Annotated in this window: 11 protein-coding genes and 1 pseudogene; 4 read left to right on the plus strand and 8 right to left on the minus strand. The window is 39.0% G+C overall.

The annotated features are described in order from the left end of the window. Nucleotides 1–34 precede the first annotated feature (34 nt). Both ESZ36_RS14540 and ESZ36_RS14545 read left to right on the plus strand, forming a co-directional pair. On the plus strand, nucleotides 35–2,320 hold the full coding sequence (locus tag ESZ36_RS14540) for a TonB-dependent receptor (protein ID WP_146789189.1): 2,286 nt from the start codon (nucleotides 35–37) through the stop codon (nucleotides 2,318–2,320). 113 nt (nucleotides 2,321–2,433) lie between these two features. Continuing rightward, nucleotides 2,434–3,105, plus strand: coding sequence for a response regulator transcription factor (locus ESZ36_RS14545; RefSeq protein ID WP_146789191.1), 672 nt, complete (start codon nucleotides 2,434–2,436; stop codon nucleotides 3,103–3,105). Nucleotides 3,106–3,137: 32 nt separating this feature from the next. Here ESZ36_RS14545 and ESZ36_RS14550 read toward each other — a convergent pair whose 3' ends face one another. Further along, nucleotides 3,138–6,656 carry a PAS domain-containing hybrid sensor histidine kinase/response regulator gene (locus tag ESZ36_RS14550; protein ID WP_146789193.1) on the minus strand — a complete coding sequence of 1,173 codons (3,519 nt, stop codon included), beginning with the start codon at nucleotides 6,654–6,656 and terminating at the stop codon, nucleotides 3,138–3,140. A gap of 206 nt (nucleotides 6,657–6,862) precedes the next feature. Here ESZ36_RS14550 and ESZ36_RS14555 point away from each other — a divergent pair, with 206 nt between their 5' ends. Then, the gene (locus ESZ36_RS14555) at nucleotides 6,863–8,059 is read left to right on the plus strand and encodes an MFS transporter (protein WP_146789195.1); all 1,197 of its coding nucleotides are present in this window, start codon (nucleotides 6,863–6,865) and stop codon (nucleotides 8,057–8,059) included. After that, the gene (locus ESZ36_RS14560) at nucleotides 8,047–9,030 is read left to right on the plus strand and encodes an alpha/beta hydrolase (RefSeq protein ID WP_146789197.1); all 984 of its coding nucleotides are present in this window, start codon (nucleotides 8,047–8,049) and stop codon (nucleotides 9,028–9,030) included. Before ESZ36_RS14555 ends, ESZ36_RS14560 begins: the two co-directional genes overlap by 13 nt. 59 nt (nucleotides 9,031–9,089) lie before the next feature. On the opposite strand, the gene ESZ36_RS14565 is transcribed toward ESZ36_RS14560, so the two are convergent. The 7 genes and pseudogenes from ESZ36_RS14565 to aroQ all read right to left on the minus strand — a co-directional run bounded on the left by ESZ36_RS14565 (nucleotide 9,090) and on the right by aroQ (nucleotide 13,595). Continuing rightward, on the minus strand, nucleotides 9,090–9,572 hold the full coding sequence (locus ESZ36_RS14565; protein WP_146789199.1) for an LEA/WHy family protein: 483 nt from the start codon (nucleotides 9,570–9,572) through the stop codon (nucleotides 9,090–9,092). A gap of 300 nt (nucleotides 9,573–9,872) precedes the next feature. Beyond that, a pseudogene (locus tag ESZ36_RS14570) lies at nucleotides 9,873–10,271 on the minus strand (SDR family oxidoreductase). 149 nt (nucleotides 10,272–10,420) lie between these two features. Continuing rightward, nucleotides 10,421–10,699, minus strand: coding sequence for a hypothetical protein (locus ESZ36_RS14575; RefSeq protein ID WP_146789201.1), 279 nt, complete (start codon nucleotides 10,697–10,699; stop codon nucleotides 10,421–10,423). Between the two features lie 181 nt (nucleotides 10,700–10,880). Next, entirely contained in the window at nucleotides 10,881–11,057 is a 177-nt protein-coding gene (locus tag ESZ36_RS14580) for an oxidoreductase-like domain-containing protein (RefSeq protein WP_146789203.1), read from the minus strand. A 146-nt stretch (nucleotides 11,058–11,203) separates the two neighbouring features. Beyond that, a complete protein-coding gene (gene accC / locus ESZ36_RS14585) occupies nucleotides 11,204–12,550 on the minus strand; it encodes an acetyl-CoA carboxylase biotin carboxylase subunit (RefSeq protein ID WP_146789205.1) in 1,347 nt (448 codons plus the stop codon). A gap of 22 nt (nucleotides 12,551–12,572) precedes the next feature. Further along, nucleotides 12,573–13,043 (minus strand): acetyl-CoA carboxylase biotin carboxyl carrier protein, encoded by a 471-nt coding sequence (gene accB, locus ESZ36_RS14590; protein WP_146789207.1) that lies wholly within the window; start codon nucleotides 13,041–13,043, stop codon nucleotides 12,573–12,575. 90 nt (nucleotides 13,044–13,133) lie between these two features. Then, nucleotides 13,134–13,595 (minus strand): type II 3-dehydroquinate dehydratase, encoded by a 462-nt coding sequence (gene aroQ / locus ESZ36_RS14595; protein WP_146789209.1) that lies wholly within the window; start codon nucleotides 13,593–13,595, stop codon nucleotides 13,134–13,136. Nucleotides 13,596–14,010 lie beyond the last annotated feature (415 nt).

The raw sequence follows: 14,010 nt of genomic DNA on the forward strand, positions 1-14,010 counted from the left end.
AACTGATTCAATAAAATTATAATAAGGCACTAATATGAAACGCTATAACAAAAAATTAAGTTACCTCGCTTTAGCTATTGCCAGCGCGTTAACCACTAACATTGCCCTTGCAGAAGAAGCAAATGAATCAACAAGCGCCCAAGATAACCCTGGTCTTGAACGAATTGAAGTGACCGCACGTAAAACTGCTGAAAGCTTACAAAATGTTCCGGTGGCAGTAACCTCCATTGGCGCAGAGCAGCTTGAACAAAATGGCATTAGTGTCATGACTGAAGTTCAACAATTCTCACCAAATACTACTTTGCAAAGTAGCCGAGGTACCAACTCAACCTTAACTGCATTTATTCGTGGTGTAGGTCAAGATGATCCTTTATGGGGTTATGAACCTGGCGTTGGTATTTATGTCGACGATGTTTATATTGCTCGTCCACAGGGAGCAGTGCTTGATATCCTTGATGTTGAACGTATTGAAATATTGCGTGGCCCGCAGGGTAGTTTGTACGGTAAAAATACCATAGGAGGCGCGATTAAATATGTTACCAAAAAAATGTCTGGGGATGCCGAGTTTGACCTAGAAGCCACCTTTGGTAGTTACGCCCGTCAAGATTATAAAGTGGCCGGTAAAATTCCTGTTGTTGATGATAAATTATATGTTGGTTTTGCTTTAGCCAGCTTATCTCGTGATGGTTATGGTGAGTTTTTACAATCTGACTTGCCAGGACAAGACTTAGAAAACTATAACAAGGATGTTTTTGCTGGGCGCGCAACTATTGAGTTTACCCCGACAGATGATTGGTTTTTCCGTTTTAATTACGATAATACCCAAGATGATTCTAACGCTAAAGGTGGTTACCGTTTATTACCTAGTGTGGTTACCGATGCGCCTATACCTGACAGTGTGTATGACTCTTACACCAGTATGCCAACGTGGAATAGTGTTGAGTCAGAAGGCATGAGCTTAACGGCCGAGTATTTCATTAATGATTTCTGGTCGGTTAAATCAGTGACTGCTAGTAGAAGTAACTATTCAAAAACTAACATTGATTTTGATAATACCGCCGAACGTATTTTTGATGTACCAGCTATTTATGATGATGAGCAGTTTTCACAAGAGTTCCAGTTAAATTATGATTCTGACAATTTAAGCGTTGTTTCTGGTTTATATTACTTTGATGGTGAATCTTGTGGTCACTTCGATGCCATATTAGAGCATTTAGGCACAGTACTAGGTGCTGCTGGTTTAACGCGTGAGGTGACTGGCTGTAACAATAGCGAAAGTTATGCTGTTTATGCACAGGGCTCTTATAATGTTACCGAAAAACTTTCTTTTACCCTAGGGGCACGTTATACCCAAGAGGAAAAAGAAGCCGTAGTAAATAATGGCGTTGTTTTTGAAACAGTCTACCCTGAAAGTGGTTGGGTACCAGGTTATGAACGTGGTGATGTAGCATTCCCTGAAGTGTTAAACGACAGTGAAGATTGGTCACGTTTTTCACCGCGCGCAGGTGTTGAATATCAATATAGTGATGACATGATGTTTTTTGCTAGTTACTCACAAGGCTTTAAATCAGGTACCTTTAACCCGAGAGCTAGTGGTCCTGAGCCAGCGGTTGATCCAGAAATTGTTGACTCGTATGAGGTGGGTGTAAAAAGTGAGTGGAATGATAACTTACGGATAAATGCCACAGTATTCTACCTTGATCATCAAGACAGACAATTTGTGACTGTACTGCCTGTTGAAGGTGGTGATGGTAGTGAATTAAGCCAACGTTTAGGTAATATAGGTCAATCAACGGCATCAGGTCTTGAACTAGAAGTAAGTTATGCCGCAACGGATAGCCTAAATCTGTTCGCAACTCTAGGCTTGATAGACTCTTCGTTTGAAGAAGTTAACTCCTATGATAGCGATGGCAACCCAATGGACATCACCGATACTTTTACTATTACCAATACTCCAGAAACTACGGCTAATGTAGGTTTTACCTATAATATTGAAAGCGCAATTGGCGGTTTTGTTGTTAATGGTAACTACTATTACCGCAGTGAGTATGATCTGAACGTGACTGATAATTTATTAAGCCAAGATGGTTACGGTTTACTGAATGTGGGTGTTAACTGGTACAGCAATGAAGGTGATTGGACCGCGGCGCTTCACTTTAAGAATATTACAGACGAGGAATATCTTGTGGGTAACTACGCCTTCTTAGGTGAGCAAAATACAGATGGTAGCTATCAGCCTGGTTTAGGTGGTGATACTACGCTAATTGGTTACTATGGCGACCCTGCTACGGTGTCTTTAACCATTGGTTACCAGTTCTAAGTATTGACTTGATTAATGTAGGACAATACCAAGTCGTGAATTCAGAGTAAAAAGAGCTGGCACTTGCCAGCTCTTTTTTTCATACTGGGTTAATAATCATGTAGGAGCGTTAAATGTCACAAGCAAAAGTTATTATTGCCGATGATCATCCGTTATTTCGTACGGCTCTTAAACAAGCCATCATTGAATGTATTGATGATGCTGGCACGTTAGAAGCCGACAACTTTGGTGAGTTATTAATTGCTATTGAAGCCACCCCAAGCTTAGAAATAGTCTTTCTCGATTTGCATATGCCAGGTAATGATGGTTTTACCGGACTTACTCAGCTGCAAAACCATTACCCCGATTTAGTGGTGATTATGGTGTCTTCTGATGATAATGATGAGACCATGCAAAAAGCGATTAACTTTGGTGCAGCGGCATTTATTCCTAAGTCAGCCGACTTGACCACCATCGCCCGTGCGATTGATACAGTATTGATGGGTGATATTTGGTTACCTGAATTGATAGAAAAAAATGAAGGCCAACAAACCGCACTTGCTCATCAAAAACTAGCTAAACAGCTAGGACAATTAACGCCACAACAGTACGTAGTGCTAACTCAAATTGCTGATGGTCAACTTAATAAGCAGATTGCTTATGAGCTCAACATTAAAGAAACTACAGTGAAAAAACATGTTTCCGCTATTTTGGAAAAATTGGAAGTAAATAATCGAACCTTAGCAGGGCTTGCTTATCAACAACTGATGTTGGCGCCAACAGAGAATGTTAATAGCCCCATCTAAATGTTTATGAAAAAACACCTAACTACTCTTAGTTAGCGGATAATCATTTGCCTAATTAAGCGTTTTAACGCTAATGATTTAACTGGTTTTCGTAAAAAGAGAAAATTCGCATCACTAGTATGTTGCCTAACTTGTTCAGAAGGATCGGCAGAGCAGATAACACAAGGGCTTTGCCAATGCTCTTTGAGTAATAAGTTAGTTACTAAATCCACGCCATTAGTATCATTATCGAGATGGTAATCAGCAATGATAAAGTGAGCGGGTTGTTGCATTTTATTCACAACCTTAGTTAGCGAGGCTTGATCTTTCGCGGTATAAACTACACAGCCCCATTCAATTAACTGCGAAGATATAGCTGTTAACATCAGCGCATCATTATCAATAACTAATACTGACATATCGGCAAAATCTTGATTGACAGTACTGGTGTTATTAATGTCATGAATTGCTATTTTTTCCGCTACGTTATTCAACTCTTTGCCCGTTATTTTACTCGGTAGATTGACAGCGTTATGCTCAATTCTCGGTAACTCAACCATAAAGCAAGTGCCTTTTCCTACAGTCGACTTAAGTGATATTTTCAAATCGAGTAACGAAGCCATACGTTCGGCAATGGCTAAGCCTAAGCCTAGACCTGGTATCTCACGGTTTTGCTCTAATCGCTCAAACTCTTGAAAAATGCTTAGTTGCTTATCTGCGGCTATACCGGGGCCGTTATCCCAGACCTCGATGCGAACGACGTCTTTTTTGTGGCGAACACCTAAGACTATTTTGTTGGTAATACCGGCTTTGTCACCGGTTTTATCACGGCAATAATGTACTGCGTTTGATAAAAAATTTTGTAGTATTCTACGTAACATACGTTTGTCGGAATTTACCCAGGTTGAACTAGGTTGATAGCTAAAACTAATGTCATCTTGCAGAGCTAAAACGGTAAACTCATTCTTTAACGGTATTAATAACTCATCTAAAGCAAAGTGGTTCTTCTCAATAATATCTAAGTTATTATCGAGACGTGAGATTTCGACTAAATCTGACAGTAGCGCTTCAACAACATTCAATGAATCGTCAATATTATTAGCCAGTTGTGCTAACTCGTCATTTTCGACTTTCTTTTTTAACATAGAAGTAAATAGTGACAGCGCATTAAAGGGCTGCATTAAATCATGGCTAGCAGCAGCTAAAAAACGTGTTTTACTGCTGTTGGCCGCTTCAGCTTCTGCTTTAGCACGTCTCAGCTCTTGGGTTCTTTCTTCGACACGTCTCTCTAAACTTTCGTTGGCTTTTTGTAAGGATTTTTCTGCTTCAATATGAGCGGTAATATCAGAAAATGTGCTAACAAAGCCGCCACCAGGCATTGATTGGCCTCTAATTTCTAATACTACGCCATTAGGCATAGAACGCTGAAAGTAATGGTTATGTCCCATACGCATATGCTCAATACGTCGGGTAATTAAACTTTCACCTTCAACGATTTTACTTGTACTAGCACCTACCTCAGTACCTGTACCCGTAATTATGCCCTTGGCTATGTTATAACGTAATAACTCTTCAACAGGTTTTCCTGCGCTGACAAAGCCTTCAGGATAATCAAGCAATTGAATATAGCGTTGATTCCAAGCAACTAAGCGCATATCAGCGTCAATAACGCTAATACCTTGTTCAATATTCTCCACCCCTGACTGTAATAACTCGCGGTTAAAACGAAACATTTGGTTGGCTTCATCGACAATGCTTACGACATCTTCTAGCGGCATATCCTGAGACGTTGAGGCTGCTTTCATTACCATGCGTGTTGAAGCTGAGCCTAGTACACCCGAAAGCTGTAGACGAGTGTATTCAATATTATTTTCGTTTTTTCCACTACTTTTAGCAAAGGTAATTAACGCTTCAGCAGCAGGTTTATCAATAAAGCGTACTAATAAACTATATAAGTCATCGAGGGATAAATGCCGTTCAAACTGGTTTTGGCTTTTATTAACAAAATACTCGGCTTGTAGTTTTTCACCGACACTGCGTTGGCTGATTAATGAGACGACAACGTAACAGATTACGTTGAGCAGCAAACTGTAAAAAACACCATGACTAGTACTATCTAAAAAATCAACGCCAAAGAGGGCGGTAGGCTTTAACCAAGTCATTTGCCATAAACCTGTTTCAATCCATTGGCTTGATGGAATTAATGCTGGTAATAACAAGGTATAGAGCCAGACGATACTACCGACAATTAACCCGGTTAATGCTGCCTTTGCATTAGCTTTACGCCAGTACAAAGCACCGATGGTAGCTGGAGCAAATTGTGAAAGTAAAACAAATGATAATAAGCCGATAGTAGCGAGGTGATTTTGCTGAGCAATGATACGTTCGAAAATGAACGCGAGCAGTAAAATAATGGCGATAGAACCACGGCGTAAGTTGAGTAACAGCCCTGACATTTGCTGCTTTTGTTTAGTATTAAATAAACGAAATTTTAATACTAATGGTGTTAAGACTTCGGTTGATACCATGGTACTCAATACAATAGCCGCCACTATTACCATGCTAGTTGCTGCCGCTAGGCCACCAATATAAACCGTAATACCAAGCCAAGCTTGCTGGTAAAAAAGCGGGATCGTTAACACATAAGTATCGGCATCTACACTACCGCCGGGAAATGTTAGCTGCCCAGCAATAGCGATAGGTAAAATAAAAACATTAATGAGTAACAGGTATAAAGGAAACAGCCAACGGGCAGTTTTTAACTCTTGTTGATGATGATTTTCAATCATCATCATATGGAACTGCTGTGGCAGGATAAATATGGTGATAGCACCTAACACTGCTTGTGCTACAGCAAGATAAACAGAATGAGTACCAGTAAATGAACTGATGTTTTCACGTTGGCTGATTAGGTCGGTAAAACCATCAAAAACATAGAAGGTGGCAAAAATACCGACAGCTGTTAAGGCAAACAATTTAATAACTGAGCTAAAAGCGATTGCCAGCACTAAACCTTGATTTTGCTTATTGGCTGCTATTTGGCGCGTACCAAATAAAATACTGAAAAAGATAAGTACGATAGTCACCACAAAGGCAGTGCTGATACCCGACTGATAAGTACCGGTTAATAGATCAAAACTGGTACTGATGGCGCGAAGTTGTAGCGCAATATAGGGAATAATACCCGTTAGCGCAACCAGGGTAACCAGCGCAGCGACTTTAGGCGAACGGTCGTAGCGAAAGGCAATGAAATCAGCAATGGAAGTTAAATTTTGCTGCTTAACGATCAGGAGAATTTTGTGTAGCATTGGCCAAGCCAGTACTAAACAAAGGATAGAACCGATATAAATTGGTGCGAGCCATGCCCCTGTGGTCGCTGCTTGTCCTACTGTGCCGTAAAATGCCCATGAGCTACAGCTAACGCCCAGAGATAAGCTATAAACCCAAGGTTTACAGCTCCAATTTTCAGATGCTTGATTTTGTCCCCAATGGGCAACAATAAAAAGCACTGCCAAATATGCAATGGACAGTACAGTGATAAGCCAAGTATCGAGAGAAAGCCAAACTAACAAGAACTGTCCTTTATGATGTGATCTGTCCCAAAATAATGTATCAAGCGATTAACTCACTTAAGCTAGCGATTAATATGAATATATAACCCTATGGTTAGCATAACATGCCTTATATAACGGGGTAGTGAACTAAGGTAGTAGTTATTTGCTAACAGTCATACGCTAATCTAAAGGTAAATATTTACCTTGATTAGAAACTATCATATATGAAAATCAGTAACAAATACTTGGTTGAAGCCATTGTTTTTATTAGTTATGTACTATTTGCTATGGCTTGGGTCGGCGGCACAGCAAGTATGGGACAAATAATGTCGGCTATGCACATTGATAGTTTAGCTTCTGCTAGCTTTATCAGTGGCGCGGTAACCTTGGCAAAAATTGTGGGTACGTTCGCTGCTGCTTGGTTCGCGTTAAAGTTTGGACTTAAGTACGCATTCTTTATTGCTAGCTTGTTGATAGCCATTGGTTTATTAACGCCATTCGCTCCTAATTATGAATTGTTATTGCTAAGTCGATTCCTGATGGGGTTAGGTGGAGCGTTCATGATTGTCTACTTCAACCCTATTGTTATGCAATGGTTTCCAGTTAATGAACGCCCTGTTATTAATGGTCTTAATGCGGTTGCATTTAATATTGGTACGGGTGTAGTGTTATGGAAAATGACAGAAATCAACCAATTCACTGGGGACTGGAAAGTGAGTTTGATTAGCTTTTCAATAGCTAGTTTGTTGTTAAGTTTTGTTTGGTTATTGGTAAAGTTTGAACCTGAGGCTCAGGGACACGATCTAGAGAATCAACCCATTGAAAATTACAGTTATATTGATGGCCTAAAGGATAAATTCATTTGGGCTTATGGCTTAACTTATTCGGGCTTATTGGCATTTTATATTTGTCTATTTACTTTTTACCCTAAAGCCGGCATTAGCCAAAGTAAGTGGGTGATAGGTTTTGGTATTGTGGGTACATTAGCGGGCATTATTTACAGTAAAAAAATGCCACTTCGTTTGCCTGTTATTCGATGGTCTGGTGCTATGATGGTACTGACTATTATTGGCGTATCTTTTAGCAGTAGTGTTTGGTTACAAACCCTATCTGCCATTGTGCTAGGATTTTTTATTTTCTTTCCTATCACTGCGCTGGTTTCTATTCCTCATGAGTTACCTAAAATGACAGGGCAACGTATTACCGTGGTATTTAGTTTTTTCTATTCAATCAGCTACTTACTTTCTACGGTTGTCTTATGGGTATTTGGTAAGTTAGTGGATATGAATCAAGGTGATTATACCGCTTCATTTATTCTCATTTCATTAATAAGTAGTACCTTTTTTATTGGCAGTTTTTTCTTGCCTGAAACGGGTAAGGTTAAAGAATTAACAATCAAGGACAAATTATGCGCGGAATAATATCTCCCAAGTTAGTACCACTTCTTGAGCAAGCAAATATTGCGATTGCTGCGGCCAAAGCAACAAGACAGGGTTTTAGTGCTGAATTAGTTAGACAGGGCTTAGATAATTTATCAGCACTCATTGGTTCAGGGCCAGATATTGCTATAGTAAAAGATGATTACTTAGCGACCTCTAGCCATAATATTCCTGTTCGTATTTATAATCCCGCGCCTAATGAAGTGTTGCCAGTATTACTGCATTTTCATGGCGGCGGACATATGTGTGGCAGTATCGATTTATATGACCCCATTAGTCGTAAACTCGCGCTTGCTACTCAGGCTATTGTTATTTGTGTCGATTATCGATTAGCACCTGAATACCCATATCCAGCAGGGGTGGATGATTGTCAGCAAGTACTCGAACACTATCAAAGTTTACTGAAAAATATGAAATATAGTGATGAACTTTATATTGCTGGTGATAGTGCTGGCGGTGCCATCTGTACTAGTTTAGTGATGAATAACTTAGCTAATGAAGAAACTAACGACTCGGTAAAAATTGATAAACAAATTCTGATTTATCCAAGTGTGGATTACACCATGGTTAGCGCTTCTATTGATGAAAATGGCCAAGGATTTTTATTAGAAAAAGATAAAATTCTTTGGTATTTTCAGCAATACTTTCAAGTAATTAGCTCTGACCAAGACGAGGTTACGCAAGCTAAAATAGTGAAAGCATCTCCATTGCTCGGTAAATTTTCTTCCAATATGCCAACAACCTTGGTTATTACGGCAGGGTGTGACCCCCTCAGAGATGAAGGTGTCGCTTATGCTAAATCGTTAGAAGAGGTCGGTGTCATTGTTGAGCACCACTCTTTTGATGGAATGACTCACGCCTATATGTTACTTGACGAATTAGTTAGCGATGAGTGCCAACAAACTTATCAGTTCATTGATCAATTTGTTAAAGCAGGTAGTAATGAGCAATAATTTTTTACTTTTCTTTTAGTTAACTCAACCAGTTTAAAACTGGGGATTGAAAAGCCTCGCTATTGAGGCTTTTGACCAAGGGGAATAATACCCTCTTGAATGACAGTTAACTTTGGCATAAAGGGAATGTCGATATCTAATTTGGCCTTCAGTTGGTAGCTGATATCTTGTCCTTTACTATGCATAAGCGCTCTTATCACCTTGAACCCACCCATTAAACTAGTTGAAACAGGAACCACAAAGCGTGACTCACCGTAAGCTCCTGCAGTGGGAATATTTGCGGCAACACCATGGGCTAATGCCTCTCCTGCAACATTCAGTTGATAGCTAATACCATTGAACGGCAATTCAAAATTATTAGGGTTAGTTAATTTCAAGCCTATTTCAAAATTTTGTTCGAAACCATTAGCTGGCAAAGCCTTAAAAGAAACCAACTCGATACTGGGCTCTTCGTAGTCAAGATTCATGGTGGCGCAGCCAGACAGAAAAAATAGTGCAGCCACGAAAAATAAACGTATGGGCAGCGCTCTAGTTATAGTCATTCTTTATCCTTGGGAAGTAATTTGGTTCAACTTATATTAAAAGGGTAATGATTAGTACATCTTTCTCGTTATGATTCTATTATTCACTAAACAGCTAGCTACTGATATTACTGAGAGTTATCACTAATATGCCACGAATATTTAATTATAAAATAGATGGAAAAATATTTAAATCAATTCTCTTCTTAGCTGCTACAAAGTAGTCATTGGATAATGACCTGAATATCGGGTTAATGTCTGTATATTAGAGACATTAACCACAGTGAAAGGGGGATGAAACAGGTATTTTAAAAAGGCTTGTTATTGAGCTGTCCAGGCGCCATCCATAGGTAATGATGAGCCGGTAATGCTGCGGGCACTATCACTGCAAAGAAAAAGGATGAATTCACCAATTTGACGAGGCGCCATCATTTCAGGAACAGGCTGTTTGGCTGTAATAAGTTGGTATCTTGCTTGTTCAAAGCTAGTACTTTCTTTATTGGCAATCTCAGTGATTTGATCATTGATAAGTGGCGTATCTACCCAGCCAGGGCAAATAGCATTGGCGGTAATGCCATGTTCAGCGCACTAAAGAGCAACAACTTTGGTTAGCCCAACAATGCCATGTTTTTCTGCACAATATGCGACTTTATTTTTAGAAGCAACAAGACCATGAACGGAAGCAATATTAATAATTCTGCCCCATGAGTTGGCTTTCATACCAATTTTAGGGAGATCTTGTGATTAACGGAGGTATACCTGAAATGCAGTATAATTGATTTCATCTGTTTACGAAGAATTTGGTTGAGTAAATGACGAGTAACTACTCGCCATTTCTCTGTCTGGTCTTTAGATAAATTAGCTGAGTGTTACTGGCGGCACTTAACAGCAGGGTTAATATTGATAATACCTGCTTCGTTGATCGTGGCTATTTTGCCATCCTGTTTTAGTATCGCTAACCTAGTATCACCAATTGAGCGTACATAGGTAAGTAGGTAACCAAATTGACCTAGGGTACATACAGCATATTGCTGGCTTAAGTTAAGCATGTCCCACATAGTGTCTTTATCATGATCTTGTTGTCTGCTATCAGTCATGAAAGCGGTAACAGGGGTAAAGTTACTGTGTTGTCTTAAAGTATTTAACATAATATCTGTCTCACTCTTTAGTTAGTGATGAGATATTATCTAAGTTTTGGAAGGAATGTTGTAGGCAATTGTTAGCTTGTTGTTACCATTTGTATGGTTAGTATTTGAACAGTAATGAAAACGTTCAAAGAAATTTACTACTACCTTGAACGTTCTAATGATGCAGTTCTTAGCGCTGATGCTATTTTGAGTTTTCTACTACTTGTGCTTCTGCTTGTTGTTCTTTGATTTTGGCTTCTTTAATACGCCATTTTTGTAATTCGGCGTAATAGTGATCCCAAACACAAGGATTACAGGCACCACCACCACAGCAATCATCATCTGCTGGAGCTATTGGTTTTTCATGGGAATTCGACATATGCTTTGTTAACTCAAAATAAGTGGAGTTTTTACTTATACCAATCGTGCAAATAAATTAATTCGTTTGATATTAGATTTATTACCTTAGAATAACAAAAAGCTCTGCAATTGCAGAGCTTTTATTTATTCAGACTTGAGTATTAGTTAGCCAAGTTCAGCTAATTTGTGCTCTAAATAATGAATATTAGCGCCGCCATTAACAAAACCTTGATCATTTAAAATATCTTGATGCAAAGTAATGTTAGTTTTGATGCCATCAATCACTAACTCTGATAAAGCGTTACGCATACGCGCTATAGCTACATCACGGTTATCACCCCAAGTAATTAGCTTACCAATCATAGAGTCATAATGTGGAGGAACAGAGTAATCAGCATAAATATGTGAATCCCAACGTACGCCTAAACCACCTGGTGGGTGGAAACGTGTAATTTTACCCGGTGAAGGAATAAATGTACGAGGATCTTCCGCATTAATGCGACATTCAATAGAGTGACCTGCAATCTTGATGTCATCTTGGGTATAAGATAACGGTTGCCCAGCAGCAACACGAAGTTGCTCTTTGATCAAATCAACACCAGTGATCATTTCAGTTACTGGATGCTCAACCTGAATACGTGTATTCATTTCAATGAAGTAGAATTCACCATTTTCATACAAAAATTCAAAGGTACCAGCGCCGCGGTAGTTAATATCAATACAAGCTTTACAACAACGTTCACCAATTTTAGCGCGCATTTCAGGAGTAATACCTGGAGCAGGAGCTTCTTCTACTACTTTTTGATGACGACGTTGCATTGAACAATCACGTTCACCTAGATGAATTGCACCGCCTTTGCCGTCAGCCATTATTTGAATTTCAACATGACGTGGATTTTCAAGGAATTTTTCCATGTAAACCATGTCATTTTTGAAAATAGTACCGGCTTCTTTTTTGGTTAAAGCAATTGATTCTACTAATTCTGCTTCATTACGCACAACGCGCATACCACGGCCACCACCACCACCAGCGGCTTTAACGATAATAGGGTAACCAATGCGTTTAGCATGGGCTTTATTTGCTTCGTCATCGTCATTCAATGGGCCGTCAGAACCGGGTACACAAGGTACACCAGCTATTTTCATTGCTTTTATAGCTTGAACTTTATCACCCATAATACGGATGCTTTCTGCTTTTGGACCAATAAAGGCAAAACCAGAGTTTTCAACTTGCTCGGCAAAATCTGCATTCTCAGCAAGAAAACCGTAACCAGGATGAATTGCGACAGCATTAGTCAATTCAGCTGCAGTAATAATTGCAGGAATATTAAGGTAACTATCGGGTGCTGGTGCTTTACCAATACAGATGGTTTCATCAGCTAATAATACGTGTTTAAGATTTTTGTCAGCAGTTGAATGAACCGCTACAGTTTTAATACCTAACTCTTTACAAGCACGTAATATTCTTAAGGCAATTTCGCCACGGTTGGCGATAACAACTTTATCTAACATGGAATAACCCTTCTGGTTAGGCTTATTCAATGATGAATAGCGGTTGGTCAAATTCAATGGCGTCTTCATTTTTAGCTAAAACTTCTTTAATAACGCCAGACTTATCAGCTTCAATTTGGTTCATCATTTTCATTGCTTCAACAATACAAAGAGTATCGCCAGCATTTACATGCTTACCAACTTCAGCAAACGCTGGAGCGTCAGGTGAAGCAGAAGCATAGTAAGTACCAACCATTGGAGAACGAACGATATGACCAGTAATTACTGGCGCAGCGGCTTCAACAGGTGCTGCTGCAACTGGGGCTGCCATAGGAGCTGCTTGCATCATTGGAGCTGCTTGCATCATTGGAGCTGCTTGCATCATAGGAGCAGCTTGCATAGCTACAGCACCACGGCTTATACGTACTGATTCTTCACCTTCAGAGATCTCTAATTCATTGATACCAGACTCTTCAACTAGTTCGATAAGTTTTTTGATTTTACGAATATCCATTGGGACACCTTAATTTGAGTGACTAAAAATAATATATTTTAAATATAAGTTAATGATTGGTCATTAACTGTTACGGTTTGTTATTAGTTCTTACTTATCTACTTGTGCTTTACTTAGGTATGTATAGGCAGCATCTAGAGCAAAGCTATAACCTTGCGCACCAAAACCACAAATAACACCTGTGGCAATATCAGATAAATAGGAATGTTTCCTGAAAGCTTCACGCGCATGCACATTTGACAAATGTACTTCGATAAAAGGTATGGCAACAGAAAGTAAGGCATCTCTTATCGCTACACTGGTATGTGTAAAAGCGGCAGGGTTGATGATAATAAAATCTACTTGTTGATAGCCATTATGAATAGCATCGATTAATTCATGCTCAGCATTTGATTGCAGGTGTTTTAACACAATATTTTTTTGATCAGCTTGCAAGCTTAGCTCAGCTATAATCTCGGATAGGCCTTGATTGCCATAAATAGTAGGCTCTCGCTTACCAAGCATATTCAAGTTTGGGCCATTTAACACTAAAACAGTAAACTTTGCGCTCATCTTCTGTTAAAACACCATTAAAAATTAATTTCCCTAATAATTACACAAAATGACGTCGCTGTGAATAAAAAAAAGCATCATTTCTCTGTTTTTTTTGTTATTGGCGATAATAGTCGTGTTTTCGAAGAATATAGCAGCAAAGTACTGGTCAAACCTCTTTTAGGTGCATGTAAATGTTGATTTTTTGTTTATTTGAGCTATCATTATCAAGTTATTTTTATTATTACATTGATTTTAAATAGTTTTTTACATTTGTTCGGTTTCATTGTAAGGGATCCCTTATTAAATATTATTCTCTCGTTATTGTTCTCATCTTTGCCTGCCTTGTCTCTTCACAAGTTTTAGCCATTGAGATAGTAACTCATCCACAAGTTACTGAAATTAGCTTAACAAAATCACAACTACGGCGTATCTA

The sequence above is a fragment of the Colwellia demingiae genome (assembly GCF_007954275.1).
Taxonomy (GTDB): domain Bacteria; phylum Pseudomonadota; class Gammaproteobacteria; order Enterobacterales; family Alteromonadaceae; genus Colwellia; species Colwellia demingiae.

Excerpts from the sequence above, each read along its gene's own strand:
- ESZ36_RS14540 (WP_146789189.1), top strand. The coding sequence starts at position 35 with ATGAAACGCTATAACAAAAAATTAAGTTACCTCGCTTTAGCTATTGCC.
- ESZ36_RS14545 (WP_146789191.1), top strand. The coding sequence starts at position 2,434 with ATGTCACAAGCAAAAGTTATTATTGCCGATGATCATCCGTTATTTCGT.
- ESZ36_RS14555 (WP_146789195.1), top strand. The coding sequence starts at position 6,863 with ATGAAAATCAGTAACAAATACTTGGTTGAAGCCATTGTTTTTATTAGT.
- ESZ36_RS14560 (WP_146789197.1), top strand. The coding sequence starts at position 8,047 with ATGCGCGGAATAATATCTCCCAAGTTAGTACCACTTCTTGAGCAAGCA.
- ESZ36_RS14565 (WP_146789199.1), bottom strand. The coding sequence starts at position 9,572 with ATGACTATAACTAGAGCGCTGCCCATACGTTTATTTTTCGTGGCTGCA.
- ESZ36_RS14575 (WP_146789201.1), bottom strand. The coding sequence starts at position 10,699 with ATGTTAAATACTTTAAGACAACACAGTAACTTTACCCCTGTTACCGCT.
- ESZ36_RS14580 (WP_146789203.1), bottom strand. The coding sequence starts at position 11,057 with ATGTCGAATTCCCATGAAAAACCAATAGCTCCAGCAGATGATGATTGC.
- accC (WP_146789205.1), bottom strand. The coding sequence starts at position 12,550 with ATGTTAGATAAAGTTGTTATCGCCAACCGTGGCGAAATTGCCTTAAGA.
- accB (WP_146789207.1), bottom strand. The coding sequence starts at position 13,043 with ATGGATATTCGTAAAATCAAAAAACTTATCGAACTAGTTGAAGAGTCT.
- aroQ (WP_146789209.1), bottom strand. The coding sequence starts at position 13,595 with ATGAGCGCAAAGTTTACTGTTTTAGTGTTAAATGGCCCAAACTTGAAT.